The sequence below is a fragment of the Candidatus Pantoea deserta genome, from assembly GCF_003813865.1.
GTDB classification, from domain to species: domain Bacteria; phylum Pseudomonadota; class Gammaproteobacteria; order Enterobacterales; family Enterobacteriaceae; genus Pantoea; species Pantoea deserta.
The window spans coordinates 480458-504859 of record NZ_RMVG01000002.1 but is presented as its reverse complement, the minus strand read 5'-3'; the positions used below and the strand labels follow the sequence as shown (position 1 = coordinate 504859).

Genomic DNA, 24402 nt, shown 5'->3' with positions numbered 1-24402 from the left:
CCAGAGGTTGCTAAGGAGAAAGCCATGTCGTCAGCCCACAACTATTGTCGCCTGTTGCGGCAAGGGATCGCGCTGTTAATACTCTGCTGCTGCGTTTCGCTCCCCGCGCAGGCGGTCAGCCTGCCGCAGGCTGCCGTAGCGGCGCAACAGACTTCTGCCCCGGCCAGCGGCGCGCAAAGCGAGCCGTCGCTCGACGAAAAAAAGGCCGCCTGGGCCGCGCTGGCTAATATTCTGGAAAACGACCAGTCGCGCAAAGAGCTGATCGCCCAGCTGCGCGCCGCCTCCAGCGCGACGGCGAAAAACAACGCGCCCGCGCTGACGCCGCCGGTGGAAGAAGACAAAACCGTGCTGGAAGGCGTCACCGATGTGACGCGGGAATTTGGCGGCGACGTGGCGGAGAAATTTGTCCGTCTGCACGACAATATCGCCGACGCGCCGCACAAGGCATTTAACCCCGTCACCTTCTTTAACGCGCTGCGGCATTTCCTGGTGCTGGCAGCCGCGCTCTTTGCTTTTTACTGGCTGCTGCGCCGCATCTTCTCGGTGGTCTATCGCCGTATGGGACAGTGGGGCCGCGCCAAAAACAGCGAGCAGCGCAACTGGGTGCAGCTACCGGTCGCGATTATCAGCGCGTTTATTATCGACCTGCTGTTGCTGGCGCTGACGCTGTTTATCGGCCAGATCATCAGCGACAATTATCACGGCAACAGCCGCACCATCGCCAGCCAGCAGGGGCTGTTCCTCAATGCCTTCGCGCTGATCGAGTTCTTTAAAGCGGTGCTGCGCCTGCTCTTCTGCCCTGGCTACAGCGACCTGCGCTTTTTCCATCTCAGCGACGGGCGCGCCCGCTACTGGAATACCCGTCTGAGCTGGCTTTCCGGCCTGATTGGCTACGGTTTGCTGGTTATCGTGCCGATCGTCTCAAATCAGGTCAACGTGCAGGTGGCTGCGGTGGTGAACGTAGTGATCATGGGCATTATGACCGGCTGGGCGCTCTACCTGATCTTTACCAACCGCCGCTCTATTCATTTCTCGCTTCAGGCGCTGTCAGATCGCAGCATGGCCTTTTTCGCCTTCTTTATTCGCGCCTTTGCGCTGGTGTGGCACTGGCTGGCGAGCGCCTACTTTATTGCGCTGTTCCTGCTCTCTATTTTCAATCCCGGCGACAGCCTGAAATTTATGATGTCCGCCTCGGTGCGCACGCTGGCTATCGTCGGCATCGCCGCCTTTATCTCTGGCATCCTGACGCGCTGGATTGGCAAAACCATTACGCTGTCGCCCGATCTGCGCCGCAACTATCCTGCCCTGCAAAAGCGCGTGAATGACTGGGTAAAGGCGATGCTTAAGCTGGCGCGCGTTATTACCGTCTTCGCCACGCTGCTGCTGCTGCTTAACGCCTGGAATTTGTTCGACCTCTGGCACTGGCTCACCGTGGGAGCAGGCGAAAAGCTGGTGGATGTGCTGATCCGCATCGTGATGATCCTGCTGCTCTCTGCTGTCGGCTGGACGGTGCTGGCCAGCCTGATCGAGAGCCGCCTGGCTTCGGATTCTCATGGACGCCCGATGCCGAGCGCTCGTACCCGCACGCTGCTGACGCTGTTCCGCAATGCGCTGGCAGTCATTATCAGCACCATCACCATTATGATTTTGCTGTCGGAAATCGGCGTCAATATCGCTCCGCTGCTGGCGGGAGCCGGCGCGCTGGGTCTGGCGGTCTCGTTCGGCTCGCAAACCCTGGTGAAAGACATTATAACCGGCATTTTTATTCAGTTTGAGAACGGCATGAATACCGGTGACCTGGTGACCATCGGCGCCATTACCGGCACGGTCGAACGGATGTCGATTCGCTCGGTCGGCGTCCGTCAGGATACCGGCGCGTATCACATTATTCCCTGGTCTTCGATCACCACCTTTGCCAACTTCGTGCGCGGCATCGGCTCCTTTGTGGCTAACTATGACGTCGATCGCGGCGAGAACAGCGACCACGTTAACCAGGTGCTTCAGGCGGCGGTTGAGGAGCTGCTGCAAAATGCAGAGATTCGCGGCATGGTGATCGGCGAGCCAAACTTTGCCGGACTGGTAGGATTAACCAATCAGGCCTTTACCGTGCGCGTCTCTTTTACCACCCAGCCGCTGAAGCAGTGGACGGTGCGTTTTGCGCTGGATGATATGGTGAAAAAGCATTTTGATGCGGCCGGTATTAAAGCGCCGCACCAGACGGTAGAGATGATGCAGACCGGCAACAGCGTGGCGAGCGCGACCGCCCTGCCCGCACTGCCGTCCCCGGAATAAGGCTACTTCGCCAGTCGCTGCGCGCGCGTTGCGGCTGGCATAAAGCTCCAGGCCAGAAAACGGCTCTGCTTCTGCCCCTGCGCCATGTTCACCACGCGCACCTCCGCCACCTCCAGCGCCCGCAGCTGTTTTTCCAGCGCGGGCAGGTTCTCGCGGCGCGACACCAGCGACGTAAACCAGACGCACTGGCGCGCCAGCGCCACGCTTTCGGCAATCATTTTCCCCACAAAGGCTTTTTCGCCGCCCTCGCACCATAGCTCGTTATGCTGGCCGCCAAAGTTAAGCGGCGCCGCGCTGTCCAGCTTCAGGTTGCGGACTTTGCGCTGCGAACCGGCGGCGGCTTCTGCCGCCGAGGCGTGAAACGGCGGGTTACAGATTACGGCATGGAAAAATTCATTTTTATTCACCACGCCCGCCAGTACCGCATCGGGATTTTTCTGGCGGCGCAGGCGAATGCTGCGTTGCAGCCCGGGATTAGCCGCCACAATGCGGTTAGCCGCCTTGAGCGCCGCCTCATCGATGTCGGTGCCGGTAAAACGCCAGCCGTACTCTGCCTGCCCGATCAGCGGATAGATGCAGTTTGCGCCGCAGCCAATATCCAGAATATCCGCCGACGGAATGACGCCGTGATTGTCCAGCGCCAGCAGATCGGCCAGATAGTGCAGATAGTCGGCGCGACCCGGCACCGGTGGGCAGAGCGACCCTGGCGCCAGCTGCCAGTCGAGACCGTAAAACAGCCTGAGCAGCGCCTGATTCAGCAGCATTACCGCCTCAGCATCGGCAAAATCGATCGACTGCGCGCCATAGGCGTTGGGACGGACTTTTGTCGCCAGCGGCGGATGTGCGGCGGTTAAGGCGGCAAAGTCATATTCGCCCTGGTGGCGGTTGCGGGCGTGGAAAAGTTTACTGGCTGGCTTGTTCATGGCGTCTCCGTTTTGCAGGCGCGTACAATACGCCGCGCCGCCGGGAAAATAAAGCCGCACAATCCGCTTACATATTTCTTTCCAGTGCAGCCGATGCTGTCGCACTAAGATAGTGTTACCACTTCGCTAAGGGATAAAAAATGACGCTAAAACGCTACTCCTATCAGCCGCGCGCGGGCCACGGCCTGCCCCATGACCCTCTCAACGCCATTATCGGGCCGCGCCCGATCGGCTGGATCAGCTCCGTTTCCGCAGCGGGCCAGCGCAATCTGGCGCCCTACAGCTTCTTTAACTGCTTTAATTACCATCCGCCGATCATCGGCTTCGCCAGCAGCGGCTGGAAAGATAGCGTGCGCAATATCAGCGAGAGCAAAGAGTTTGTCTGGAACCTGGCGACACGCTCACTGGCGGAAGCGATGAATGAAAGCTCGGCGTCGGTGCCGCCGGATGAGGATGAGTTTGCGCTGGCTGGCGTGACGCCGCTGGCCGCTTCGCAGGTGAAAGCGAGCCTGGTGGCGGAAAGCCCGGTGAACTTCGAGTGCCGCCTGACCCAGCTCATTCAGCTTCAGGACGCGCAGGGCAATCCCATTGACAGCTGGCTGGTGCTGGGCGAAGCGGTTGCGATCCATATTGATGAGTCGCTGCTGGACGACGGGATTTATCAGACCGCGCGCGCCGAACCTGTTCTGCGCGCCGGCGGGCCGAGCGCCTATTACGGCATCAGCGAAAGCCAGCGTTTCGATCTGGTCCGCCCGGATGCGCGCCGTCGCTGACGGCGGCGCGCTGAGCGTTACGCCGGCTTGCCGCGCTCAATAAAGCTTTTAACCAGCGGCTTCAGCACGCTTTGCAGCGCTGAAGCCCGCTCCTGACGCCAGGCGAACGGCGGCGTCTCATCCATGTAATTCAGCTGCGCCAGCTCCAGCTGCACCGCCTGAACCTTCTCTTCCGGCCTGCCATAGGCGCGCGTGATATAGCCGCCCTTAAAGCGCCCGTTGACCACCCAGCTGTAGCGATTCTGCGCCGCGCACACCGCTTCCAGCCCCTGCGTCACCGCGGCATCGCAGCTTTGCCCGCCGTTGGTGCCGATATTGAGATCCGGCAGACGCCCTTCGAACAGACGCGGAATAACGCTGGCGATAGAGTGCGCGTCAAACAGCAGCGCATAGCCGTACTCGGCCTTCAGACGCGCCAGCTCCCGCTGAATTTGCTGGTGATAGGGTTGCCAGATGTCGGCGAGATAGCCCGCGCGCTGCGCGGCCGTTGGCGTTTTGCCCGGCGCGAAGGTCGGGGAGCCGTCAAACAGCGTTTCCGGATAGAGACCGGTGGTGGCGGTCGTATAGAGCGGCTGGTCGTCGGGCGGACGATTAAGATCGATTACAAACCGCGAGAAGTGGCCGATCAGCACGCTGGCGCCCAGATCGCGCACGAAATCGAACAGCTGAGGAATGTGCCAGTCGGTATCCGGCAGACCGCGCGCGGCCTCGCTCAGCCCGGCTTCGACCTCAGGGGTCAGCTGCGTGCCGGCGTGAGGAATACTGACCAGCAGCGGCAGCCTGCCCGGCGTAAAGTGAAAAGGTGTCATTGCGCTTCTCCGCGATAGATAACGGTACAGGGCAGCTCGCCGCCCAGCCAGTAAGCCAGTTCCGCCGGACGCGCCAGCGGCCAGTGAACAAAGTTCGCCACCTTGCCCGCCTCCAGCGATCCGTGCGTGTGCTGTAATCCCAGCGCTTTCGCGCCCCAGAGGGTAACGCCCGCCAGCGCCTCTTCCGGCGTCATGCCAAACAGCGTGCAGCCCATATTGAGCATCAGGCGCAGCGACAGCGCAGGGGACGTGCCGGGATTGGCGTCGCTTGCCAGCGCCATCGGCACCTTATGCTGACGAAACAGCGCTACCGGCGGCCGCTGGGTTTCGCGCAGCAGATAGAACGCGCCGGGCAGCAAGACCGCAACCGTTCCCCTTTCGCCCATCGCCCGCGCGTCCTCTTCAGTGGCGTATTCGAGGTGGTCGGCGGAGAGCGCGCCGTAACTGGCGGCCAGCCGCGCGCCGCCGAGCGAGGAAAGCTGTTCGGCATGGAGCTTCACCGGCAGCCCTAGTTCCGCGGCCTTATCGAACACCCGCGCCACCTGAGCCGGAGAGAAGGCCAGATGCTCGCAGAAGGCATCCACCGCGTCCGCCAGCCCGTTGGCTTTTACCTGCGGCAGGATGCGTTCGCAAACCAGATCGACCCAGCCGTCGGGATGCTGCTTAAACTCTGGCGGAAACGCATGCGCCGCCAGACAGGTCGCCACCACGTCGGCAGGCACGCTCTCGCCCAGCCGCCGTATCGCGCTCAGCATGCGCAGTTCGCTGCTCTCATCCAGCCCGTAGCCTGATTTTATTTCAACCGTGGTGACGCCTTCCGCCAGCAGGCGCTGAAGCCGCCAGCGCGCCGATGCCACCAGCTGCTCTTCGCTGGCTTCGCGCGTGGCGTGCACGGTGGAGAGAATGCCGCCGCCCTGCGCGGCGATGTCGGCGTAGCTGACGCCGTTGAGTCGCTGCTCAAACTCCGCGCTGCGGTCGCCGCCAAACACCAGATGCGTATGGCAGTCGATCAGACCCGGCGTCAGGATGCCGCCGTCGAACCGATGCTGATGGCGTGGCCTGAAAGCGGGCATCTCCGCGCGCGGTCCCACCCAGATCAGCTCCCCCGCCTCGACCGCCAGCGCCCCGTCACTAATGATGTGATAACGGCCATCGCGCATAGTGACCAGATCGGCCCCCAGCCACAGGCTGTCAATCTGCCTGCTTTCTGTCATTCCCCACCTCCTCCGCGACCGGCGATTTACTCTGCCCGTTAAAGTATGTATATGTATATACAACCACAGCCTTTAAGGATCAACCATGGCCTTCTATTTTGCTCCACGCGCGCTGCTCGCCGACGGCTGGCGGCAACAGGTTCGAATTGGCGTCAGTGACGCCGGCATTATTGAAAGCATTACGCCCGACAGCGAGGCGCAGGACGCGATTCCGCTAAGCGGCGCGGTGATTCCTTCGATTGCTAACCTGCATTCCCACGCCTTTCAGCGCGCCATGGCTGGCCTGGCCGAAGTCGCGGGCGATCCGCAGGATAGCTTCTGGACCTGGCGCGACCTGATGTATCGCATGGTGCAGCGCCTGACGCCGGAGCAGGTCGGCGCTATTGCCGCCTTTCTCTATATCGATATGCTGAAAGGCGGCTATACCCAGGTGGCGGAGTTTCACTATCTGCACCATGACGCCAGCGGCGCGCCCTACGCCGGGGACGATATGCTGCATCAGCTGATGCTGGCCGCCGACACCGCCGGTATCGGCCTGACGCTGCTCCCGGTGCTCTACAGCCACAGCGGCTTTGGCGCACAGCCGCCGCTGCCGGGCCAGAAACGCTTTATTCAGCAAACTGAAGACTATCTGCGCCAGCAGGAACGTCTGGCGGCAAAAGTGCGCGATAATCCGCTGTTTAACCGCGGTCTCTGCTTTCACTCGCTGCGGGCGGTCAGCGAAGCGCAGATGCGCGATGTGCTTGCCAGCAGCGACGCCTCGCTGCCGGTGCATATTCACGTCGCCGAACAGGAGAAAGAGGTCAATGACTGCCTCGCCTGGAGCGGCGAGCGGCCGGTGGAATGGCTGCTGAACCGCTTTGACGTCGATGCGCGCTGGTGTCTGATCCATGCGACCCATCTCGATGCGCGCGAAATCGCGCAGCTCGCCGCCAGCCGCGCGGTAGCCGGGCTGTGTCCCACCACGGAGGCTAACCTCGGCGACGGCATTTTTCCGGCGACCGACTTTATCGGCCAGAGTGGACGCTGGGGCATCGGCTCCGACAGCCATGTCTCCCTCAGCACGCTGGAGGAGCTGCGCTGGCTGGAGTACGGTCAGCGGCTGCGCGACCGACGTCGTAACCGCATCGTGACCGCCGGGCAGCCCTCTGTGGGCGATCTGCTGTGGCAGGGAGCGGCTCAGGGCGGCGCGCAGGCATGCGGCGTCTCCCTGGGCGAGCTGTCGCCGGGCAAACGCGCCGACTGGCTGGTTCTGGCAGAGGACGCCTGGCTCGGCAGCGTAGACGACAGCGCGCGGCTTAACCGCTGGCTGTTTGCCGGACGCCGCGACCAGATCCGCGATGTGTGGGTCGCCGGACGCGCGGTGATCGAGGCGGGCCGCCACGCGGCGGAAGCGCGCTGCGCGGCGGCTTTTCAACAGGCTATGGCGGCGCTGCGATGAGAACGCCCTTCAGCTACGCCGAATTACCGGTCAGCCGCTGGCGCAACGGCGGCGGCGAAACGCGCGAAATCATCAGCTATCCGCCGGACGAGGCGGATTTTGCCTGGCGCGCCAGCATCGCCACCATCGCCAGCGACGGTCCCTTCTCCTGCTTTCCCGGCGTCGACAGGGTCATTACCCTGCTGCGCGGCGACGACGTCAGGCTTAGCGCGGCTGACGCCTCGCACCAGCTCAGGCCGCTTCAGCCCTGGCGCTTTCCCGGCGAGTGGGCGATCCATGCCAGCCTGCGCGGTGAAAGCGAAGATTTTAATATCATGACGCGACGCGACAGCTGGCAAGCACAGGTAAGGCTAACGACGCAGGAAGAGAGCAGCCTGCACGGCGTCGCCTGGGTGATTTCCGGCTGCTGGCGGCTGGCAGGCGAAAAAACGTTATGCGCCGCTGAAGGGCTGTGGTGGCTGGATGAAGAGACGCGGCTGACGCCAGCGACAGCGGGCGCACAGCTGCTGTTTACGCGCCTCAGCCGTGTCCCTTGAAGCGGCCAAGCAGCTTATAGCGCGATCCCGGATAGAGCAGGCGCGCATAGGTGACGATTTTCGTGTCGCTCCAGGTCTGGCGACGGATCAGCAAACACGGCTCATGCTCGTCCAGCGACAGATACTTGCGCTGGCGCGCATCCGGCAGCACGGCTTCGACAATATGCTCGCCTGCGGTCAGAGGCGCGACCTGCATCAGATAGGTGTAGGGCGTGACCCGATGATAGTCCTGGCTGAGATAATCGGGAGCCACCTGCGGATTGACCAGACGATCCTCCAGCTGCACCGGCAGGTCGTTCTCATAGTGAACGATGAGCGAATGAAACAGGGTCTGACCGGTACTCAGACCCAGAACGGCCGCCTGTTCCGGATCGGCTTTATTCTGGCCTAGCGCCAGGATCTGGCAGCGATGCTGATGACCGCGCTGAGCGATTTCATCTGCGATGTTATGCACTTCGAGCATCGCCGTGTAGCCTTTCATCTCGGCCACGAAGGTGCCGACGCCCTGCATACGCACCAGAAAACCTTCGCTGGTCAGTTCGCGCAGCGCCCGGTTAATGGTCATGCGACTGACGCCCAGCTCGTTTACCAGCTCGCTCTCGGACGGCACGCGCTGGTTCGCCTTCCAGCTGCCCGCGCGGATCTGGCTGATAATCGCCTGCTTCACGCGCTGGTAGATGGGGGCTGGCTCATCGCTCATCGCCGCCGCCAGTTGTGCTATTGCCGAATGCTCGACCATATTCATTTCCTTATCGCCATTATGCCTGAAGTTTACTGTCTCAGGACGTAAATGTATATACAGCCTCCACTGCCGTCCTGCCGCGCTATAGCCCTGCCGGACGATGCAATTTGTGATCGCGCTGGCATAGCAAATGCTTATAGCTTGCTACTTGTATAGACAAGAATAGACACTTGTGTTTCACTCGATTTTATTCGCTGCGCAGAGCACGACAGCTTCTGACTTTGGCTCTGCGCATCAACTTGTATAGACAGGAGTAGACTATGACAGGTTCGGTTGAGGCTCTGCGCCTGACGCCCGGTGAGGTGGATCTTGCCGCGCTGCGCAGGATATATCAGGGCGGCGTCACGCTGACGCTGGATGAAGGCGCCTGTGCGGCGATTCTGCGTGCGCAGCAAACCGTGGACGACATCGTGGCGTCCGGCAAAGTGGTTTACGGCATTAACACCGGCTTCGGCAAACTGGCGCAGACGCAAATCCCTTCCAGTCGTCTGGCGGATTTACAGCGCAACCTGGTGCTGTCGCACAGCGTCGGTCTGGGCGAACTGCTGCCGGACAACGTGGCGCGGCTGGTGATGGCGACCAAAATTATCAGTCTGGCCCGCGGCCACTCCGGCGTGCGCGTTGCGCTTATCGAGGCGCTGCTGACGCTGTTTAACGCAGACGTGATGCCCTGTATCCCGGAGAAGGGATCGGTAGGCGCGTCCGGCGATCTCGCGCCGCTGGCGCATCTGTCGCTGATGCTGCTGGGCGAAGGCCAGGCGCGCGTCAGGGGAACGCTGACGTCCGCCCGCGACGCGCTGGACGCGGTCGGGTTACAACCCTTTGTGCTCGGCCCGAAAGAGGGGCTGGCGCTGCTTAACGGCACCCAGGTCTCCACCGCGCTGGCGCTGCGCGGCCTGTTTGAAGCAGAGAATGTGCTGGCCGCCGGGCTGGTGGCGGGCGCGCTGTCGCTGGAGGCGATTAAAGGCTCGCTGAGGCCGTTTGACGCGCGCATTCATCAGGCGCGCGGCCAGCGGGGACAGATTGCCGTCGCCGCCGCCGTACAGAGGCTGGTCGAGGGGAGCGAAATCCTGAGTTCGCACGTCAACTGCGGCCGGGTGCAGGATCCCTATTCGGTGCGCTGCGTGCCGCAGGTTATGGGCGCCTGTCTCGATAACCTCAGCCACGCCGCGCGCGTATTGCAGACCGAAGCCAATGCCGCCTCTGACAATCCTCTGGTATTCAGCGACAGCGGCGATGTGATCTCCGGCGGCAATTTTCACGCCGAGCCGGTCGCCTTCGCCGCCGATATTATCGCGCTCGCTGTCGCCGAAATCGGGGCGATCTCCGAACGTCGCATGGCGCTGCTGCTCGATACCGGCCTGTCTGGCCTGCCGCCCTTTCTGGTGCGCGACGGCGGCGTTAACTCCGGTTTTATGATTGCCCAGGTCACCGCCGCCGCGCTCGCCTCCGAGAATAAATCGCTGGCCCATCCGGGCAGCGTCGATAGCCTGCCCACCTCAGCCAATCAGGAAGATCACGTGTCGATGGCCACCTATGCCGCGCGTCGCCTCGGCAGCATGTGTTTTAACACCGCAGCGGTAGTGGGCATTGAAGCCATGGCGGCGGCGCAGGGCATTGAGTTTCATCGTCCGCTGCAAAGCTCCGCGCTGCTTGAGCAAGAGATCGCCCGTATTCGCCAGCAGGTGGCCTTCCTTGAGGAAGATCGTCTGCTGGCGCCCGACATCGACGCCATGCGTCTGTGGGCCAGCCGCAGCGACTGGCCAGATTTTCTTACGGCGCTGCTGCCCAGCCAGCGGACCGTTTCTTTCAATGAATAAGGAATCAGCTATGAGCGAAACTCTCACCCAGTCCGTTGCGCGTGAAATACGTGCGCCGCACGGCACCACGCTGCACTGCGCCAACTGGCTGATCGAAGCCGCCTGGCGCATGATTCAAAACAACCTCGATCCCGACGTGGCTGAGCGTCCTGAGGATCTGGTGGTCTACGGCGGCATTGGCAAAGCGGCGCGCAACTGGGCGTGCTTTGAGCAGATCCTGCGCTCGCTGGAGCTGCTGCAACCCGATGAAACGCTGCTTATCCAGTCGGGCAAGCCCGTGGGCGTCTTTCGCACCCACGCTGACGCGCCGCGCGTGCTGCTGGCGAACTCGAATCTGGTGCCGCACTGGGCTAACTGGGATCACTTTCACGAGCTGGATAAAGCCGGACTGATGATGTACGGCCAGATGACGGCCGGCTCCTGGATCTATATCGGCGCGCAGGGCATCGTCCAGGGCACCTATGAGACCTTTGTCGAGGCGGGCCGCCAGCACTATAACGGCGATCTGGCGGGCCGCTGGATCCTGACGGCCGGTCTGGGCGGCATGGGCGGCGCGCAGCCGCTGGCGGGCGTGCTGGCGGGCGCCTGCGTGCTGGCGATTGAGTGTCAGGAGTCTCGCATCGATTTTCGTTTGCGCACGCGCTATGTCGATCACAAAGCCTATACGCTGGACGAGGCGCTGAAGCTGATTGAAGAGGCCACGCAGGCGAAGCGCGCCATCTCGGTTGGCCTGCTGGGCAACGCGGCGGAAATTCTGCCTGAACTGGTACAGCGCGCGCGCGCTGGCGGGCCGAAGCCGGACATCGTGACCGATCAGACCTCAGCGCACGATCCGGTGAATGGCTATTTGCCTGCTGGCTGGGAGGTGGCGCGCTGGCAGTCAGAGCGGGTCAGCAATCCAAAAGCCGTTGAGAAAGCGGCGCGCGCCTCTATGGCGGTGCACGTCCAGGCCATGCTCGACTTCTGCCATATGGGCATTCCGACAGTGGATTACGGCAACAATATTCGTCAGGTGGCGCTGGAGGAAGGCGTGGAGAACGCCTTTGACTTCCCTGGTTTCGTTCCGGCTTATATTCGTCCGCTGTTCTGCGAGGGTAAAGGCCCCTTCCGCTGGGTCGCGCTATCGGGCGATCCGGAAGACATTTATAAAACGGATGCCAAACTGAAAGCGCTGTTCCCGCATCATCAGAGCCTGCATCGCTGGCTGGATATGGCGCAGGAGCGTATCGCGTTCCAGGGATTGCCTGCGCGTATCTGCTGGCTGGGCCTGGGGGAACGTCATCTGGCCGGACTGGCTTTTAACGAGATGGTGCGCAACGGCGAGCTGAAAGCGCCTGTTGTGATTGGTCGCGATCACCTCGACTGCGGCTCGGTGGCTTCGCCGAACCGCGAGACAGAGGCAATGAAAGATGGCTCCGATGCGGTATCCGACTGGCCGCTGCTTAATGCCCTGCTGAACACCGCAGGCGGCGCGACCTGGGTGAGCCTGCACCACGGCGGCGGCGTCGGCATGGGCTTTTCGCAGCACGCCGGCGTGGTGATCGTCTGCGACGGCAGCGAGGAAGCCGACCGTCGTCTGGGCAGGGTGCTGTGGAACGATCCCGCCACCGGGGTGATGCGTCATGCCGACGCCGGATATGAGCGTGCCCAGGCCTGCGCGGCCGAGCATGGGCTTAATCTGCCGATGGTGAAATAAACAGGCGCTCGGATTCATCACAGCGGCGATAAGAAAGGCGGCACAGGCGCGCCGCCTTTCTTTTGCAGGAATCCGCAGGCGAGAAAGCCGTCGCGCGCAGCAAGGCCCCCTCTTTTCCTTTCGCCTGTAGCCCGGTAAAAGTGCCATCCAGCAGGCTGACGGCTTATACCCTTTTGTTCTGACCTATAGCCAAATTCCTGGCCGGGAGGATAGACGCGCCCGCGCCTTGCCACTACAGTGGAGACTCCTCACTACCAGGAGCGTGATTTCGCATGACTTTATCCCCTGCCCTGCTCGACAAAGCCCAACACTGGCGTCACCAGCTTCACCGCGAACCCGAACTCGGTTATCAGGAGCATAACACCAGCGACCTGGTTGCCCGCGAGCTGGAGCTGGCCGGATTACAGGTGCATCGCGGACTGGCGGGTACAGGCGTTGTCGGCACGCTGCGCAACGGCGAGGGTCCCGCTATCGGACTGCGCGCCGATATGGACGCGCTGCCGATTAACGAGAAAGGCGCGCCGCAATGGCGCTCTGCACGTAAGGGCGTGATGCATGCCTGCGGTCATGACGGACACACCGCTATCCTGCTGGCCGCGGCGCAGCAGCTGGCGACGACGCGCCAGTTTCGCGGCACGGTGCACTTTATCTTTCAGCCGGCGGAAGAGAATCTCGGCGGCGCGCGCAAGATGGTTGAAGAAGGCCTGTTCCAGCGCTTTCCCGTGGACGCGGTGTATGCGATGCATAACTGGCCGGGCCTGCCGCTGGGCTCGCTGGCCGTGAATACGGGCGCGATGATGGCGTCGCTCGACTCCTTTGAAATTACCCTCAGCGGCAAGAGCTGCCACGCGGCGATGCCGGAAAGCGGAGCCGACCCGGTGGTGGTCGCCGCCGAACTGATTCTGGCGCTCCAGACTATTCCGTCGCGTCGCCTGTCGCCGCTGGCCTCAGCGGTGGTCAGCGTCACGCAGATCCATGGCGGCGAAGCCATTAATGTCATCCCGGAAACCCTGGTGCTGCGCGGAACCGTACGATGTTTGCAGAGCGACGTGCGCAATAAGGTGCGGGGGTTAATTGAAGAGTTTGTAGCGACCCTGCCGCGCCCGTTCGGCGTCAGCGGCGCCATACACTGGTTCCCTGGCTATCCCGTTACCGCTAACCATGCCGGACCGGCTGAACAGGTGCGCGCGGTCGCGCAGCAGATGCTGGGCGAGGAGCAGGTTCACTGGCAGGTGAATCCCTCCATGGCATCAGAAGATTTCGCCTGTATGCTCGACGCTTGTCCCGGCGCCTATTTCTGGCTTGGCGCAGATGGCGCCACGCCTTCCGCGCCGCTGCACAATGCCGAATATGACTTCAACGACGCGCTGATCCCGCTCGGCGTGGCGTTCTGGCAGCGCCTGGTTGAACAGACGCTGCCGCAAACCTGAGTCAGAATCCTGCCTCGCCCAGACGGGCCAGCCCGGCCTCAAGGGAATCACTCTCTCCGCTGGCGCGCAGGCAGCAGGCGATTTGCAGTCGCAGCGCCTGCGGCACCGGATGCTGACCGCTCAGCACCGCCTCAATCCAGCGCGCCGTCACTTCGGCCGATTTGTCCGCAGGCAACGCCAGAGCGACTTCCGGCTGACGCTCGACCCAGACCTCCGCTTCACGCCCTGCGCCGGGTATAAAGCTTATCGCCGGGCAGCGCTGCGGGTTAGCGTAGACTTCGCCTTCTGTGCCGTTGAGCAGGATGGCGGGCGCGTCAATATCGCTGAAAAACTTGCCCACGCGCGGCACATATTCGGGATGCGAAACGCTGGAGAGACGCAGCGCGTCGCGCTCGCCGAAGGGCGTCGCCAGCTTGACCAGCGTATGGGCGCTGCTGCGTACGCCCATACGCCAGCGCAGCGAGAGCTGCTGCGCCATCGGCGGACAGAGATGGTCGATGGTGATAAAGGCGAGGCCGCGTCGGTCAAGAACCTCTTGCGCCTGCCGCTGCGTGGTCACCGCGGCGATACCGAGCGCGGCGAACACCGCCTCGCTGGTTACGCGCGTCGCATCGTCGCTGACGCCGTGCACCAGCACCGGAAAGCCCAGACGATTGAGCAGCAGCGCCAGCAGCGGCGTCAGGTTGCCCTGACGCCGCGCGCCGTTATAGCTGGGAATGACGATGGGCTGCGGCGCGCCTGACGGGGCTTCTAACCTCATGATGCGCGCCTGCATCGCCCGATAGAAACCGCGCATCTCCTCCTCGCCTTCCCCTTTAATACGCAGCGCGATCAGAATGCCGCCCAGTTCCAGATCCGGCACCTCCCCCGCCAGAATCGCCGTATAAAGCGCCTGTGCGGTGGCAAGATCGAGATCGCGCGCATGGTTCTTACCGCGCCCGATCTCCTTAATCACTTTGTTCAGTTCCATGCTTTGCTTCCCGTCAGGGACCGCGGCGTCGCTGTCGCTGCGGCCAGAATGCGTTGTGGTTATCGTTTTCCCGCCGCTGCGCGTCTGGCAGGGCGGCGTGTCGCGCCAGCAGAGGTCGGCGCGCGCTTTACCTTCAGCGCAGCGGGCGCTTCCGGCTGCTCAATAGGAAAGACCGGCAGCGCAGCCAGCAGGCGACTGCCGTAGGTCTTGCTCAGCAGACGGCGATCGTAAATCACAATTTCGCCGTAGCACTGATGGCTGCGGATTAAACGCCCTACCTGCTGGATCAGCGTAAAGGAGGCGCTTGGCAGACTCTGTACTTCAAAGGGATAGCGATTCAGGCTTTTTAACCATTCGCCCTCGGTCAAAATTACCGGACTGTCTATCGGCGGAAAAGCGATTTTATGAATATGTACCTGACTCAGCAAATCGCCCTTGAGATCCAGCCCCTCCGCGAAGGATTGCAGGCCGATAAGGATACTGGTCTCCCCTTTCGTCACCCGCTTGCGGTGCAGCTCAATCAGGCGCGAGCGCGGTTGATCCCCCTGCACCAGCATGGTCAGCCGCAGTTCCGGCAGCTGCGCGACGAACTGCTGCATCGCGCGACCGCTGGCAAACAGCACCAGCACGCCTTTGTGCGTGCCGGTTTTCATCTGCTGACGGAAAAAAGCCGCCATTTCCGCAATATGCTCCGCTTCATTCGCCAGCAGCGGTTCATAGCGCATCTGCGGGATCACCAGCTTGCCCTGCTCAACGTGATTAAAGGGCGAGTCAAGCGCCACAAAGCGGTCGCCCGCCTTTTCATTCAGGCCGGACATCTCCTGCAACCGATTAAAGCTGTTAAGCGAGCGCAGCGTGGCGGAGGTCACGACCACGTGCGGAATTTTGCGCCACAGCAGTTTTTCCAGCTGGTTGCTGACGCGAATACCGGCGCAGTGAAACAGCAGATGCGCCTGACCGTCGCGCAGCTCACGGGTGATCCATTTTGACACCGGCGCGCCGGAGGCTTTCGGCATCGCCGCCAGCCGCCACAGCTTGCTGATGGATTCAAACCAGCCGAATTGCCGGTTAAGCTGCAATAAATTGCGGTGCAGGCGCATCAGATCGACGCTGCCGGTCTGCTCGCTCAGCGCATTAATCAGCCCTTCCGTTAACCCGCGCAGCGCATCGCTCAGCTTAAACAGGCGCGCGCACATCTCCAGCAGTTCGTCCGGCAGCTCCCCCAGCACAAAGCGAAACTCGCCGGGCTGATTGTCGGCGGGCAGCAGCGGATTAAGCGCCTGGCTCAGCAGAGTCAACAGCTCGCGCAGCTCTTCGCAGTGCGCTTTGAGACGTTCCGGATTGCTGAGCGGCGGCGGCGATTTGGGGCGCATCTGCGTCATAATGCCCTCGACCAGCCGCACAAACAGATCGAGTTGCAGACTGCTCCAGCCCGGCGTGATGTCCGCGCTCATCTCCAGCGCGTCGCGCGCCACTTCCGGCAGATGGTGGCCTTCGTCCAGCACCAGCATCAGGTTTTTGGGCGGCGGCAGCACCGATTCGTTCTCCATCGCCGCCATCACCAGCGCATGGTTAGCCACGACCACATCCACCTGTTCGATTTCACGACGCGCGATGAAAAAGGGGCATTCGCGATACCAGCGGCAGTGCGCGCCGAGACAGCTCGCCTTATCGGTGGAGAGACGCTGCCACAGACTGTCGCTGATATTTTCTTCGCTGTGATCGCGTAATCCGTCCCAGGCATAGCTGCCGAGCGACTTTTCCAGCCTGACGCACTGCGTCTGCTCCTCCTGCGTGCCGCTGACGGCCTCATCGTCCAGATAGAGCAGCAGATCTCCCTGCTGGTCGTCGCTGGCCGCCAGCGCCGCCAGGTTGCGCGGACAGACGTAGCGTCCGCGGCCGAACGCGGCGGTAAAGGTCAGATCGGGAATGATCTTTTTCAGCAACGGCAGATCTTTGGTGAAGATCTGATCCTGCAAGGCCACGTTGGCGGTGCTGATCACCAGCCGTTTCTCTTCGGCGCGGCTCGCTGCGATGCCAGGGATCAGGTAAGAGAGCGTTTTGCCGACGCCCGTAGGGGCTTCGATAGCCAGATGGCGCGCATCGTCGCCCGCGAGGCATTTCGCCACTTCGGCTATCATCTGGCGCTGCGGCGCGCGGGGAATAAAGTCCGGCACCTGCTGCTGTAGCGCCTTATACCATTGCGCTATCTGGCTTTTTATTGCTGCTGTCAGGGCCATAAGGGTGTACCGCCGGGTGAAAATGGCCTGTATTTTTACACAGTAATCCTTCAGCGTCAGCCTCAGGGCGCATTTTTTCGCGCCGCCTCGACAATTTCGCATGTCGAAAACGCGGGCGGTAGCCATCGCGCCGTCTTAGGGCTATGGTGTGGCGTCACAGCGGTTCGCATAAGGAAGAGAAGATGAATATTGCCAGACGCCGCGCTGCCGCTCGCCTGTTTATCGCCTGCGCGCTGGGGCTTTGGGCGAGTCACACTGCGGCGCAGCCTGACTATCAACTGGAAAAAGTGGTGGAACTGAGCCGCCATGGCGTCCGGCCGCCTACCTCCGGCAACCGCAAAGAGGCGGAAGCCGCCACGCAGCGTAGCTGGCCGCTGTGGACCACGCGCGACGGCGAGCTGACCGGTCACGGCTATGCGGCGGTAGTCAATAAAGGACGCTGGGAGGGAGAGCACTATCGCCAGCTGGGGCTGCTGACCGCTGGCTGTCCGCAGCCGCAGGCTATATATGTGCGCGCCAGCCCGTTGCAGCGCACGCGCGCGACCGCCGAGGCGCTGGTCGACGGCGCGTTTCCCGGCTGCGGCGTTGCGGTGCATCAGGTCGCGGGCGAAAATGACCCGTTGTTTCAGACAGAGGCGTTTGCCCTTACCGCTACCGATCCGGCGCGGCAGCTGGCGGCCGTCACCGCGCAGGCAGGCGATCTGGCGGCGCGTCAGCAAAGCCTGCGCCCGGCTATTCAGGCGCTCAGACAGGCCGTCTGCGTTTCAGACGCGCGCTGCGCCTTCTTCGATCAACCCTGGCAGATCCGCCAGAGCAAAAGCGGCAGTACCTATATAGCCGGACTCAGCGCGCTGGCCAGCATGGCCGAGACGCTGCGGCTGGGCTGGAGCGAGAACCTGCCGTTCAGCCAGCTCGCCTGGGGCAATATCACCCGTTCGGCCCAGATAACCGCTATTCTGCCGCTGCTGACGGCGAACTATGACCTCAGCAATGATGTGCTCTACACCGCTCAGAAACGCGCATCGATACTGCTCGACGCCATGCTAAAGGCAGTGGCTCAGGACGATGCCGCCCCTGACGCACGCTGGCTGCTGCTGGTGGCGCACGATACCAATATTGCTATGGTGCGAACCCTGATGGGCTTTAGCTGGACGCTGCCCGGTTACGCGCGCGGCAATATTCCCCCTGGCGGCAGCCTGGTGCTAGAGCGCTGGCGCGATACCACCAGCGGCCAGCGTTTTTTACGCCTTTACTTTCAGGCGCAGAGTCTGAACGATCTGCGCCGTCTGCAACCGATCGATGCGGCGCATCCTCTGCTGCGCGAAGAGTGGCGGCAGGCGGATTGCCGCCTCACCTCGGTCGGCACGCTCTGTCCGCTGCGCACGGCGGTTCAGACGCTAGGCCGACATCTCGATCGGCGAGCGATCGCGCCGGTCAGCTATGCCGTTCCTTAGCCTTCGCTCAGTAACCTGAACATAACAGTAGTGGCTTCCAGCTCGCCCGTAATGGATTCGGCGTAGCGGGGGATGGTCCCGGCTATTTGCCAGCCCAGCGACAGATAGAGCTGGCTGGCGACGTCGCCGCTGCGGGTATCCAGCACCAGCAGCGTTTTTCCCATCGCCTGCGCGCGCTGCTCGGCCCGCTGCATCAGCTGACGCGCAATGCCCTGCCGTCGGGCGCGAGGGTGCACCAGCAGCTTGCTAATCTCGGCGCGATGGCGACCATTCGGCATACCACCGACGTTGATCATTACCGTGCCGACCACGACATCCTGCTGGCAGGCGATAAGAAGTTCACTTTCGCCGCTCCTCAGATTTGCAGCACGGCTGTTCCAGAAACGCTCAATGGACGCGCGATCCTGCGGGTCGGTAAAACCAATGCTCGCCCCCGCCGCTACGCACGCCTGTAGAAGATCGCTGAGCTGGGTCAATCGCTGCTGCAACTGAGCGGCATCTGCCTGTTTATAGTCCGTCATGGTTTACATACCACCAGTAGATAGCGAGCGCCCAGCGCAGGATGAGCGGTGAATGACGATCGGCCCGTCAGGTGGAAACGCAGACAGTCGCCCGGCTGAAGCCGCCAGCGCTGCGCGTCCATGGCAACGGTCAGCTCGCCTTCCTGAAGCCAGATATGCTGTTCCAGCCCCTGAACAGGCGGCGCGTCGTAGTCAATACGCGCAGCGGGGCGTAGCTGGCCCTCAACCAGTTCAGCACGAAAATGCGCGGCCGGCGGCGACAGGTTGCGGCGCACAAAACCGCTGGTCTCATCATGCCAGACTGGCTGCTGTTCCGGCGTCAGCAGCAGGTTATCGCCCTCTTCCACTTCGCTTAACAGTCGTGACATAGTAAGCCCGTAAACCATGCACAGACGATTTAATAAGGTCGCCGTAGGGCTGGTTTCGCTGCGTTCAATACGCGACAATGAAGCCCGGCTGATGCCGGAGGCCGTCGCCAGTTCATCAAGCGACCAGCCGCGCTGAACGCGCAGTTCGGCAAGGCGGGCCGCCAGGCGTTGTTCGGTTTCACTTATCAGCACCGGCTTCCTCTCATATTTGGGAATTATTTCTCTGATATGAGATTTAGCGTAAAATCCGTCTCAGCGTCAACTTGTACACTTAAAAAACATTTGTACAACTTGATCGCGTTGGTTAAGGTTATCTGATTGCGGTCAGGAAGTTTGGGGAAGTTATGGCCTTTTACAGTATCGGTGATGTTGCCGAACGCTGTGGAATAAATCCAGTTACGCTACGTGCGTGGCAACGACGTTATGGTTTATTGAAGCCGCAGCGATCGGAGGGTGGACATCGTCAGTTTGATGACGAGGATGTTCAGCGCATTGAAGAAATCAAACGCTGGATTGAAAGCGGCGTGCCGGTAGGCAAAGTCAAGGCGCTGCTTGAAGGCGAAAACGTTAAGGTTCACGACGGCTGGGTTAATCTCCAGGAAGAGCTGATGAGCGTGTTGCGCCATGTCAAACCATCGAAGCTGCGTGCGAAAATCGCCACGCTGGGCCGTGAAAATCCCATCGATGCGCTGATTGACCATGTGATTATGCCGGTGCGGCAAAAACTGGGGCTGGATCAAAATACCGCTCGCGTGATGAGCAGCCTGCTGGACGGCGCGCTGATCGATTACGTTGCCTTCTGTCTTGCCGCGAGCCGTAAAAAAGCCGGTAAAGACGCGCTGATCCTCGGCTGGGCAGTGGAAGACCGCACCCGCATCTGGCTGGAGGCCTGGCGTCTCTCCCAGGACGGCTGGCGCCTGGACGTGCTGGCGGAGCCGCTCGACCTGCCGCGTCCGGAACTTTTTCCAGGTCAGACGATCTTTGTCTGGACCGGTAAAAAACTGACTCGCCGCCAGCAGGAGCAGCTAACGCACTGGCAGGAACAGGGCTTTTCCATTCGCGCGCACGAAACGCGCTTTCAGTAAAACGCACGCAGGGCCCTTTTCGCCTGGCTCTGCCCGCGCTATCATCCCCGGCTTTCGGGCTTCAATCAGGTTTCGGCATGAACTGGCAAAAAATCTTCTTCGCAACGCTGTTTTTCATTATGGCCGTCGGCGGCACCGGTGGACTGATGCTGGTAGGCTACACGCTTATTCTGCACTCACGCTAAGCCAGCGTTGCAGGCGCTCGAACAGGCGGTCGCTGATAATGGCCAGCAGCGCCACCAGCAGCGCGCCCTGGATGACGTAAGCCGTATTGAAGCCGCTCAGGCCGATAATAATCGGCGAGCCAAGACTGTCTGCCCCGACGGTGGAGGCGATGGCCGCCGTGCCGATGTTGACGATCACCGAGGTGCGCACGCCCGCCAGAATCACCGGCGCAGCCAGCGCCAGCTCCACCTGCCATAATCGCTGCCAGGCGCTCATACCGACGCCGTCAGCGATTTCCCGGCTACTGGCTGGCACGCTGTCCAGCCCGGCCAGCGTGCCCTGCAAAATGGGCAACAGCCCGTAAAGCAGCAGCGCCACAACGGCGGGCCAGACGCCAAATCCCATTACCGGCACCGCAATCGCCAGCACGGCGACTGGCGGCACGGTTTGTCCCGCCGCCACAAGGGTTTCCACCAGCGGACGAAAGCGACGGCCTGCGCGCCGCGTAACCAGCACGCCGCTGCCTGCGCCGATGATTAACGCCAGCGCGCTGGCCGTCGTGACCAGAAACAGGTGTGCCAGCGTCAGCCGGAAAAAACTCTCCTGCTGGTAGAGTGGACGTGCCTGGTCGGGAAACCACCATGCAAAAAGCGGCTCGCTGAAGGGCAACCCCACCAGCAGCAGAATAAATGCCGCTATTGCCCAAAGAAGCGGATCTTTTCGCCAGCGCATTATTGCCCCTCGCGCAGCGTCAGAAGATCGCTGAAGTAAAGCACGCCAAGCGGCTGCTGCCGTTCATCAACCACCGGCAGCCTGTCGGTGCGCCGGGCAATAAACTGCGACAGGGCTTCACGAAGCGACTGCATGGCCATCAGCGGTTCGCCTTCCAGCCACTCGCCGCGCCGCGCCGCGTTGCCCACCTGCCCCAGCGAGAGCAGCCGCACGCCCAGTTCGCTTCGGCCAAAGAAGTCGCGCACGAAGTCGTTTCTGGGCTGCGTCAGCAAAGTCGCCGGCTTGCCCTGCTGCACAATTTCCCCGTGGTCCATCAGTATAATGTTGTCCGCCAGCGTCAGCGCCTCGTCAATGTCATGCGTCACCAGCACGATGGTGCGGCCCGACAGACGGTGAATACGCAGCATCTCCTGCTGCATCGCCCCGCGCGTGACCGGATCGAGCGCGCCAAAAGGCTCATCCATCAGCAGCACTTCGGGATCGGCGGCCAGCGCCCGCGCCACCCCGACGCGCTGCTGCTGACCGCCTGACAGCTGATGCGGCAGGCGGCGCGCCAGCAGGGGATCCAGGCTAAGCAACGCCAGCAGCTCCTCGACCCGCGCGCGAATGCGCGCTTTCGGCCAGCCCAGCAGCGCAGGAACGGTGGCGATATTTTTTTCCACCGTCCAGTGCGGAAACAGGCCGATAGACTGAATGGCGTAGCCCATACGTCGCCGCAGATCGCGCGCGTCAAGCTGGCGTATCGACTCGCCGGCAAACAGAATGTCGCCCTCGTCGAAATCCACCAGCCGATTGATCATTTTCAGCGTGGTGGATTTACCGGAGCCTGAGGTGCCGAGCAGCACGCTAAAGGTCCCCTTAGCAATCTCTAACGTCAGCGCGTTGACGGCGGCTTTCCCGGCAAAGTATTTACTGACGCCGTTAAAGTGAATCATGGGTTCCCTCCAGCAGAGAAATCAGCAGGCGGAACAGGGCGTCAATCACCACCGCCAGCGCAATAACCGGGATCACGCCGAGCAGCACCAGGTCTAGCGCGCTGCTGAGCAATCCCTGAAAAATAATGGCGCCGAAGCCGCCTGCGCCGATCAGCGCGGCAATAACCGCCATGCCCAGCGTCTGCACCACCACCACGCGCAGTCCGGCCAGCCACACCGGCAGCGCCAGCGGGATGTCGACGGCAAAGAAGCGTTGCATCGGGTCCATGCCCATTCCGCGCGCGCTTTCGCGCACGTCGTACGGCACCTGTTGCAGTCCGGCCACCACGCTGCGCACCAGCGGCAACAGCGCGTAGAGCGTCAGTGCAATCAGCGCCGGCGCCATCCCGATACCGCTAATGCCCCAGCTGGTGAGCCACGGAAAGGTTTTTGCCAGCCCGGCCAGCGGCGCGATTAACAGGCCAAACAGCGCCACTGACGGCACCGTCTGGATCACGTTGAGCACGCTGAATACGCTGCTTTGCCATGCGGGACGCCGGTGCAGCGCAATGCCGAGCGGCACGCCGATCAGCAGCGCGGGCAGCAGAGTGCCGCTGAGCAGCGTCAGATGCCGCATCAGCGCCGCATCAAAGACCGTCTGCCGACTGGCGTACTCTTTTAGCAGTGATAACGCGTCCAGCTCGCCGCTGAAGAGCATCAGCAGCGGCAGCAGCCCTGCCTGTAGGTTCAGCAGCAGTCGCCACAGATGATTGCGCGTCAGATTGCGCGCCGTCTCCGCGTTCAGCAGCAGCGTTACGCCGCAGGCCAGCCACAGGCCGCTGCCGAAGCTGGTGCGCGCCAGCGCGCTGCCCTGCGCCGCCAGCCGCGCGGCCTCATGCCCGCTCAGCCATATCATGCCCGCCAGCAGCGCATCGCAGGCGAGCAGCATCAGGCCCAGCGGCGCGGCCGTCGGGCGCGCCCAGAGCAACAGCCAGAGCGCCGCCAGCGGCAGCGCTAACCATCCGGCATCGTCTGCCTGCCCCAGCATCAGCGGCTGGCCTGAAACCAGCCGGTTCGGCGCATAGCTCAGAAAGGGAAGCCAGTAGAGCGCCAGGCTCAGCAGCAACAGCAGCAACAGCGCGACCGGCTGACGGCGCACCGGTAGCATCGCCTCACGCGATAGCGCCATGGCTTACAGCAGCTTCTGCTGTTGCAGCCATTCGGTCGCCACGCTGCTGGCGTCCTGGCCTTCCACGGCAATTTTGGCATTCAGCTGCTGCAAGGTTTTTTCATCCAGCTTGCTGAAAACCGGTTTTAACCAGCTGTCGATGTCGGGATAGGCCTTCAGCACCGAGGCGCGAATAACCGGGGTGGGCGCATAGATGGGCTGTACGCCTTTGGGATCGCTCAGGGTTTGTAGCCCCAGCGCCGCGACCGGGCCGTCGGTGCCGTAGGCCATTGCCCCATTGACGCCGGAGGTCTGCTGCGCCGCCGCCTTGATGGTGACGGCCGTATCGCCGCCCGCCAGCGACAGCAGCTGACTCTGTTTCAGCTTAAAGCCATAGGCTTTTTCAAAAGCCGGCAGGGCATCGCTGCGCTCAATAAACTCGGCCGACGCGGCCAGTTTGAACGTGCCTCCTTTTTTCAGCCAGGCGCTCAGGTCCTCCAGCGAGCTGAGTTTATTCTGCTGCGCCACATCCTGCCGCACCGCAATCGTCCAGGTATTATTCGCCGGCGCAGGCGTCAGCCAGACCAGCTGATTTTTTTCGGCGTCGAGCTTTTTCACCCTTTCATAGCCCTGCTGGGCATTTTTCCAGGCAGCGTCTTTTTCATCGTTGAAAAAGAATGCGCCGTTGCCGGTATATTCGGGATAGATATCCAGCTCGCCGGCGGTGATAGCGCCGCGCACCACCTGGGTGGTGCCGAGCTGGATCTTGTTAACCGTTTTAACGCCGTGTTTCTCCAGCACTTGCAGAATGACATTGCCCAGCAGCGAACCTTCCGTATCAATCTTTGAACCTACGCGCACGGGATCGGCGGCCTGCGCCGCGCCTGTTGCCAGCAGCACTGCGGCCGCCGTCAATGCCAGAAAACCAGACCTTGCCATAGTGGATTCCTTTATTTTGATGTGTGATGACATTTCTTTACAGAGTAGTCGCTCCGTCACCTGCCGCTTCATACATTATCCAAAGCGTGACCTTTTGCACCCTGACTTTTTTAGCATTTTACCGTATGGATAATAACCAAAATGATTTACGTCCAGACGTCTGGACGGTA

General features: G+C 61.9%; 22 protein-coding genes. 10 read left to right on the top strand and 12 right to left on the bottom strand.

Going from position 1 to position 24402, the window contains the following annotated elements; translation table 11 throughout:
- Positions 1 to 24: 24 nt before the first annotated feature.
- Entirely contained in the window at positions 25 to 2292 is a 2268-nt protein-coding gene (gene ybiO, locus BBB56_RS05015; protein ID WP_123799384.1) for a mechanosensitive channel protein, read from the top strand.
- A 2-nt stretch (positions 2293 to 2294) separates the two neighbouring features.
- On the opposite strand, the gene rlmF is transcribed toward ybiO, so the two are convergent.
- Entirely contained in the window at positions 2295 to 3215 is a 921-nt protein-coding gene (gene rlmF / locus BBB56_RS05010; RefSeq protein ID WP_123799382.1) for a 23S rRNA (adenine(1618)-N(6))-methyltransferase RlmF, read from the bottom strand.
- Between the two features lie 140 nt (positions 3216 to 3355).
- Between rlmF and BBB56_RS05005 the strand changes: the two genes are divergently transcribed.
- Complete coding sequence (locus BBB56_RS05005; RefSeq protein ID WP_123799380.1) at positions 3356 to 3988, top strand: flavin reductase family protein; 633 nt, start codon at positions 3356 to 3358, stop codon at positions 3986 to 3988.
- A 17-nt stretch (positions 3989 to 4005) separates the two neighbouring features.
- Here BBB56_RS05005 and hutG read toward each other — a convergent pair whose 3' ends face one another.
- Both hutG and hutI read right to left on the bottom strand, forming a co-directional pair.
- Positions 4006 to 4797 (bottom strand): N-formylglutamate deformylase, encoded by a 792-nt coding sequence (gene hutG, locus BBB56_RS05000; RefSeq protein ID WP_123799378.1) that lies wholly within the window; start codon positions 4795 to 4797, stop codon positions 4006 to 4008.
- The gene (hutI, locus tag BBB56_RS04995; protein WP_123799376.1) at positions 4794 to 6011 is read right to left on the bottom strand and encodes an imidazolonepropionase; all 1218 of its coding nucleotides are present in this window, start codon (positions 6009 to 6011) and stop codon (positions 4794 to 4796) included. The genes hutG and hutI overlap by 4 nt, the downstream gene beginning before the upstream one ends.
- 85 nt (positions 6012 to 6096) lie before the next feature.
- On the opposite strand from hutI, the gene BBB56_RS04990 reads away from it, so the two are divergent.
- Positions 6097 to 7452, top strand: coding sequence for a formimidoylglutamate deiminase (locus BBB56_RS04990; protein WP_123799374.1), 1356 nt, complete (start codon positions 6097 to 6099; stop codon positions 7450 to 7452).
- Positions 7449 to 7988, top strand: a complete 540-nt coding sequence (locus BBB56_RS04985) for a HutD/Ves family protein (protein WP_123799372.1) — start codon at positions 7449 to 7451, stop codon at positions 7986 to 7988. The genes BBB56_RS04990 and BBB56_RS04985 overlap by 4 nt, the downstream gene beginning before the upstream one ends.
- On the opposite strand, the gene hutC is transcribed toward BBB56_RS04985, so the two are convergent.
- Positions 7972 to 8727, bottom strand: a complete 756-nt coding sequence (hutC, locus tag BBB56_RS04980) for a histidine utilization transcriptional repressor HutC (protein WP_123799370.1) — start codon at positions 8725 to 8727, stop codon at positions 7972 to 7974. The two genes, BBB56_RS04985 and hutC, sit on opposite strands and share 17 nt — an antisense overlap.
- Positions 8728 to 8990: 263 nt before the next feature.
- Here hutC and hutH point away from each other — a divergent pair, with 263 nt between their 5' ends.
- From hutH to BBB56_RS04965, 3 genes are all read left to right on the top strand, one after another.
- Positions 8991 to 10550, top strand: coding sequence for a histidine ammonia-lyase (hutH, locus tag BBB56_RS04975; RefSeq protein WP_123799368.1), 1560 nt, complete (start codon positions 8991 to 8993; stop codon positions 10548 to 10550).
- Positions 10551 to 10560: 10 nt separating this feature from the next.
- The gene (gene hutU / locus BBB56_RS04970) at positions 10561 to 12246 is read left to right on the top strand and encodes a urocanate hydratase (RefSeq protein WP_123799366.1); all 1686 of its coding nucleotides are present in this window, start codon (positions 10561 to 10563) and stop codon (positions 12244 to 12246) included.
- Positions 12247 to 12518: 272 nt separating this feature from the next.
- Positions 12519 to 13676: a M20 aminoacylase family protein gene (locus BBB56_RS04965; protein ID WP_123799364.1), complete on the top strand. Its 1158-nt coding sequence runs from the start codon at positions 12519 to 12521 to the stop codon at positions 13674 to 13676.
- Position 13677: 1 nt separating this feature from the next.
- Here the strand turns inward: BBB56_RS04965 and ybiB are convergent, their stop codons facing one another.
- Together ybiB and dinG are read right to left on the bottom strand one after the other, a co-directional pair.
- Positions 13678 to 14646 carry a DNA-binding protein YbiB gene (gene ybiB, locus BBB56_RS04960; RefSeq protein ID WP_123799362.1) on the bottom strand — a complete coding sequence of 323 codons (969 nt, stop codon included), beginning with the start codon at positions 14644 to 14646 and terminating at the stop codon, positions 13678 to 13680.
- A 59-nt stretch (positions 14647 to 14705) separates the two neighbouring features.
- Positions 14706 to 16886 (bottom strand): ATP-dependent DNA helicase DinG, encoded by a 2181-nt coding sequence (gene dinG / locus BBB56_RS04955; RefSeq protein WP_233592987.1) that lies wholly within the window; start codon positions 16884 to 16886, stop codon positions 14706 to 14708.
- Between the two features lie 182 nt (positions 16887 to 17068).
- Between dinG and BBB56_RS04950 the strand changes: the two genes are divergently transcribed.
- Positions 17069 to 18340: a histidine-type phosphatase gene (locus BBB56_RS04950; RefSeq protein ID WP_123799360.1), complete on the top strand. Its 1272-nt coding sequence runs from the start codon at positions 17069 to 17071 to the stop codon at positions 18338 to 18340.
- On the opposite strand, the gene BBB56_RS04945 is transcribed toward BBB56_RS04950, so the two are convergent.
- Both BBB56_RS04945 and BBB56_RS04940 read right to left on the bottom strand, forming a co-directional pair.
- Positions 18337 to 18861 (bottom strand): GNAT family N-acetyltransferase, encoded by a 525-nt coding sequence (locus BBB56_RS04945; RefSeq protein ID WP_123799359.1) that lies wholly within the window; start codon positions 18859 to 18861, stop codon positions 18337 to 18339. The two genes, BBB56_RS04950 and BBB56_RS04945, sit on opposite strands and share 4 nt — an antisense overlap.
- The gene (locus tag BBB56_RS04940) at positions 18858 to 19415 is read right to left on the bottom strand and encodes a helix-turn-helix domain-containing protein (RefSeq protein ID WP_199756195.1); all 558 of its coding nucleotides are present in this window, start codon (positions 19413 to 19415) and stop codon (positions 18858 to 18860) included. Before BBB56_RS04940 ends, BBB56_RS04945 begins: the two co-directional genes overlap by 4 nt.
- Positions 19416 to 19573: 158 nt before the next feature.
- On the opposite strand from BBB56_RS04940, the gene BBB56_RS04935 reads away from it, so the two are divergent.
- Positions 19574 to 20314 carry a MerR family transcriptional regulator gene (locus BBB56_RS04935; RefSeq protein ID WP_123799355.1) on the top strand — a complete coding sequence of 247 codons (741 nt, stop codon included), beginning with the start codon at positions 19574 to 19576 and terminating at the stop codon, positions 20312 to 20314.
- Between the two features lie 77 nt (positions 20315 to 20391).
- Positions 20392 to 20499 (top strand): YohO family small membrane protein, encoded by a 108-nt coding sequence (locus BBB56_RS24040; RefSeq protein ID WP_491565906.1) that lies wholly within the window; start codon positions 20392 to 20394, stop codon positions 20497 to 20499.
- Here BBB56_RS24040 and BBB56_RS04930 read toward each other — a convergent pair.
- From BBB56_RS04930 to osmF, 4 genes are read right to left on the bottom strand one after another with little or no spacing between them, the layout of a single operon-like run.
- Positions 20480 to 21211 (bottom strand): ABC transporter permease, encoded by a 732-nt coding sequence (locus BBB56_RS04930; protein WP_123799353.1) that lies wholly within the window; start codon positions 21209 to 21211, stop codon positions 20480 to 20482. The two genes, BBB56_RS24040 and BBB56_RS04930, sit on opposite strands and share 20 nt — an antisense overlap.
- Complete coding sequence (locus BBB56_RS04925) at positions 21211 to 22146, bottom strand: ABC transporter ATP-binding protein (protein ID WP_123799351.1); 936 nt, start codon at positions 22144 to 22146, stop codon at positions 21211 to 21213. Before BBB56_RS04925 ends, BBB56_RS04930 begins: the two co-directional genes overlap by 1 nt.
- Positions 22133 to 23314 (bottom strand): ABC transporter permease, encoded by a 1182-nt coding sequence (locus tag BBB56_RS04920; RefSeq protein WP_123799349.1) that lies wholly within the window; start codon positions 23312 to 23314, stop codon positions 22133 to 22135. Before BBB56_RS04920 ends, BBB56_RS04925 begins: the two co-directional genes overlap by 14 nt.
- A 3-nt stretch (positions 23315 to 23317) precedes the next feature.
- Positions 23318 to 24232 carry a glycine betaine ABC transporter substrate-binding protein OsmF gene (gene osmF / locus BBB56_RS04915; protein WP_123799347.1) on the bottom strand — a complete coding sequence of 305 codons (915 nt, stop codon included), beginning with the start codon at positions 24230 to 24232 and terminating at the stop codon, positions 23318 to 23320.
- Between the last annotated feature and the right edge of the window lie 170 nt (positions 24233 to 24402).

Bases quoted from the DNA above. Each gene is read 5' to 3' on its own strand.
- ybiO (WP_123799384.1), top strand. From the start codon at position 25: ATGTCGTCAGCCCACAACTATTGTCGCCTGTTGCGGCAAGGGATCGCG.
- rlmF (WP_123799382.1), bottom strand. From the start codon at position 3,215: ATGAACAAGCCAGCCAGTAAACTTTTCCACGCCCGCAACCGCCACCAG.
- BBB56_RS05005 (WP_123799380.1), top strand. From the start codon at position 3,356: ATGACGCTAAAACGCTACTCCTATCAGCCGCGCGCGGGCCACGGCCTG.
- hutG (WP_123799378.1), bottom strand. From the start codon at position 4,797: ATGACACCTTTTCACTTTACGCCGGGCAGGCTGCCGCTGCTGGTCAGT.
- hutI (WP_123799376.1), bottom strand. From the start codon at position 6,011: ATGACAGAAAGCAGGCAGATTGACAGCCTGTGGCTGGGGGCCGATCTG.
- BBB56_RS04990 (WP_123799374.1), top strand. From the start codon at position 6,097: ATGGCCTTCTATTTTGCTCCACGCGCGCTGCTCGCCGACGGCTGGCGG.
- BBB56_RS04985 (WP_123799372.1), top strand. From the start codon at position 7,449: ATGAGAACGCCCTTCAGCTACGCCGAATTACCGGTCAGCCGCTGGCGC.
- hutC (WP_123799370.1), bottom strand. From the start codon at position 8,727: ATGGTCGAGCATTCGGCAATAGCACAACTGGCGGCGGCGATGAGCGAT.
- hutH (WP_123799368.1), top strand. From the start codon at position 8,991: ATGACAGGTTCGGTTGAGGCTCTGCGCCTGACGCCCGGTGAGGTGGAT.
- hutU (WP_123799366.1), top strand. From the start codon at position 10,561: ATGAGCGAAACTCTCACCCAGTCCGTTGCGCGTGAAATACGTGCGCCG.
- BBB56_RS04965 (WP_123799364.1), top strand. From the start codon at position 12,519: ATGACTTTATCCCCTGCCCTGCTCGACAAAGCCCAACACTGGCGTCAC.
- ybiB (WP_123799362.1), bottom strand. From the start codon at position 14,646: ATGGAACTGAACAAAGTGATTAAGGAGATCGGGCGCGGTAAGAACCAT.
- dinG (WP_233592987.1), bottom strand. From the start codon at position 16,886: ATGGCCCTGACAGCAGCAATAAAAAGCCAGATAGCGCAATGGTATAAG.
- BBB56_RS04950 (WP_123799360.1), top strand. From the start codon at position 17,069: ATGAATATTGCCAGACGCCGCGCTGCCGCTCGCCTGTTTATCGCCTGC.
- BBB56_RS04945 (WP_123799359.1), bottom strand. From the start codon at position 18,861: ATGACGGACTATAAACAGGCAGATGCCGCTCAGTTGCAGCAGCGATTG.
- BBB56_RS04935 (WP_123799355.1), top strand. From the start codon at position 19,574: ATGGCCTTTTACAGTATCGGTGATGTTGCCGAACGCTGTGGAATAAAT.
- BBB56_RS24040 (WP_491565906.1), top strand. From the start codon at position 20,392: ATGAACTGGCAAAAAATCTTCTTCGCAACGCTGTTTTTCATTATGGCC.
- BBB56_RS04930 (WP_123799353.1), bottom strand. From the start codon at position 21,211: ATGCGCTGGCGAAAAGATCCGCTTCTTTGGGCAATAGCGGCATTTATT.
- BBB56_RS04925 (WP_123799351.1), bottom strand. From the start codon at position 22,146: ATGATTCACTTTAACGGCGTCAGTAAATACTTTGCCGGGAAAGCCGCC.
- BBB56_RS04920 (WP_123799349.1), bottom strand. From the start codon at position 23,314: ATGGCGCTATCGCGTGAGGCGATGCTACCGGTGCGCCGTCAGCCGGTC.
- osmF (WP_123799347.1), bottom strand. From the start codon at position 24,232: ATGGCAAGGTCTGGTTTTCTGGCATTGACGGCGGCCGCAGTGCTGCTG.